At 36.5% G+C, this 2,425-nt stretch carries 2 protein-coding genes and 1 pseudogene; all 3 read right to left on the bottom strand.

Going from position 1 to position 2,425, the window contains the following annotated elements; translation table 11 throughout:
* A pseudogene (locus VGT41_02830) lies at positions 1–293 on the bottom strand (recombinase family protein).
* Positions 294–483: 190 nt separating this feature from the next.
* Positions 484–1,587, bottom strand: a complete 1,104-nt coding sequence (locus VGT41_02825; GenBank protein ID HEV2601207.1) for an ISAs1 family transposase — start codon at positions 1,585–1,587, stop codon at positions 484–486.
* Between the two features lie 424 nt (positions 1,588–2,011).
* Positions 2,012–2,425 (bottom strand): sigma factor-like helix-turn-helix DNA-binding protein (locus tag VGT41_02820; protein ID HEV2601206.1); only part of this gene is annotated, 414 nt, incomplete at its 5' end.

The following is a 2,425-nucleotide window of genomic DNA, read 5'->3' as shown; positions in this document are numbered from 1 at the left end:
ATCCTTATGCCTTCTTTCTGCCGCTCTTTGATCAATACTCTTTCAAATTCTGCGAACGCTCCCATAACTGATAGCAATAGTTTAGACATAGCTGAGCCTTTGCCAGTAAAGATTAAGTTCTCTTTCATGAATTTGACAGAGACATTCTTCTCAGTCAGCTGATTAACTATTTGCCTAAGGTCATCAAGATTACGTGCTAGCCTATCCATGCTGTGCACGATCACCGTATCACCTTCTCGTACATAATTAAGCAGCTCTTCTAACTTAGGGCGCTTAACATCTTTGCCCAGAGCAATTGCATGAAATTTTAACCAAGAAACAAGCTTGTACTTTAGGCTAGAAATCGGGGTATATTTATTAGTTTGAGGCATTTGTTTTGACTTTTTCATTCCGCAACACTTGTTTCTGCCGCAACTCCTAGAATTTAAGTATAGGATTTCATTAAGAGTTGGATTTTTACACACAGTAATATTGGCCAATTTATCAACTAAGCATAGAAAGTAAATAATCATCATCCCATGCTGAATGTTTAAGCTTCCGTCTTAAACTCTTTTTTGGCGTTGTATCTTTTGTACGAACTATATTTAAAGCTATGCGTTTTAGGAGAGAAAAACTACGTGCACTCTTGCGTTCAGCCTTTTGATCGTCGTCTTCTTTGAGGTGGACATCGAGCACCCAATGTAATCTATTTTCAATGCTCCAATGATTACGGATATAGTGCGGAAGTCTTTTATCAGTGCATTGATGATTCGATAAGTAATAGCGCCATTCCGCACTAACCTTACGACTAGGATCATTATTTTTGGAAGAAATAGTTTCAACTGCAACAACTGTTTGAACTTCAGACCACTTCTTTGCTTCAGGTAGGCTGCTTATGTTATAGCCAAAGTAACGACGCCGCACACTTTTACCATGGCTGTCATCAAAAGCATCATATAGCCGGTTTTGTGCGCTCTCGCTGTACTGCTTGATATGTTCTTTAACTGCTTCATAAAATTTTGGATGGTTAGATTTGAAGCCTAAAACATAATTTCCTTTCTTTCTCGTAATAAGCTTGGTAATGGATTTTTGGCAGCCAACAGCGTCAATAGTTACTGTATTACCTTTTAAATCAAGTGACTCTAATAATAACGGAATCGCTGTTATCTCGTTAGATTTACTCTCTGTTTGTCTTTCAGCCAAGATTAATCCATTTTCATGACACCAAGCACTTACGGAATGGAGACATTGTATGTCTAACCTCTTACTGCCACGCAACGCTTTACCATCAATAGCAATCTGCTCGCTTGCTTTGCCTTTGTTAACTATTTCTGCGGCATGGGTACGCAGTAAATATTCTACACTATCTGGGTTAAGCAAAGTAAAAACTCTCCTAAATGTATAGCCAGACGGTATGCCGTTCGCCAAACTAACATATTGCGATAGCCAATTCTTCTTTGCTTTACAATAGTCCCGCATATCATTCCAACTTTCGCAGCCACATAACACTCCGCACAAAGCTACAAATATGATTGTACTTAATTTATGTCGAACTTTTCCTTCCATTCGAGGATCAGAAATATCCTCGATCATTTCTAATATTCTCATTCTATAATTCCAATACGAAGAGCTGAAGTTTAGTATATTAGAATTATGATATACTTGAAATTAAATTTCATGCAATTGCTCTGGTAGTTATCCTAATGTAATTTTTGTATCTTTCCATTCTGCTACCTTACTAATAGTAGTACCTGCAATTACAATTAAACCGATATAAATATGAGCTCGTTAAAATAGTGACATTACAGCATCAGAATGAATTCATAACTGGCTCCGTTTATACTTATATAATTATTATATTATTTGATTATTCTATAATTAGGCAATGCGTTGAATTGTCGATTAAAGACTATATCAACACTCTCTAGGTTACTCAGAAAATCTTTTCAGCGGCTTGACCATCTTGCCCTAAATCAGCCAATTACTAACAACTTATGTGCTTTCTAACCTCTTTAATACTTCCATCTGCTTCTTAGTACTGGACAGCGATCTGCAGTTTATCCATGGCTTTTTTTTCTATCTGTCTAACGGCTTCACCAGAGATCTTATATTTTTGGCTTAGTACCTCAAGTGTAGTTGCTTTTTCTTTAAGTCTTCGCTCTTGGATTATATCTTGCTCACGCTCATTTAATAATGCAAAAGCTTGTTTGAATTTCTCTCGTTTATAGTTTTGCTCTTGCGCTTCAATTAGCATTGTTTCCTGATTAATCCCTTGCTCAACAATAGTATCAATCAGTTCAACATCTTCATCCAGGTATACGTTGGTATTGAGTGATTCTATATCATTATTAAATCTATCATTCATCTCTTTGGCATTTCTTTTAGAAACACCAAGCTCGTTAGCTATTAACTCCACTTCATTAATAGGTAGCTGCCCTTGATAAAG

It is taken from the genome of Candidatus Babeliales bacterium (genome assembly GCA_035944115.1).
GTDB lineage: Bacteria > Babelota > Babeliae > Babelales > Vermiphilaceae > DASZBJ01.
This window is presented reverse-complemented; position numbering and strand designations above follow the sequence as displayed.

Excerpts from the sequence above, each read along its gene's own strand:
- VGT41_02825 (HEV2601207.1), bottom strand. The coding sequence starts at position 1,587 with ATGAGAATATTAGAAATGATCGAGGATATTTCTGATCCTCGAATGGAA.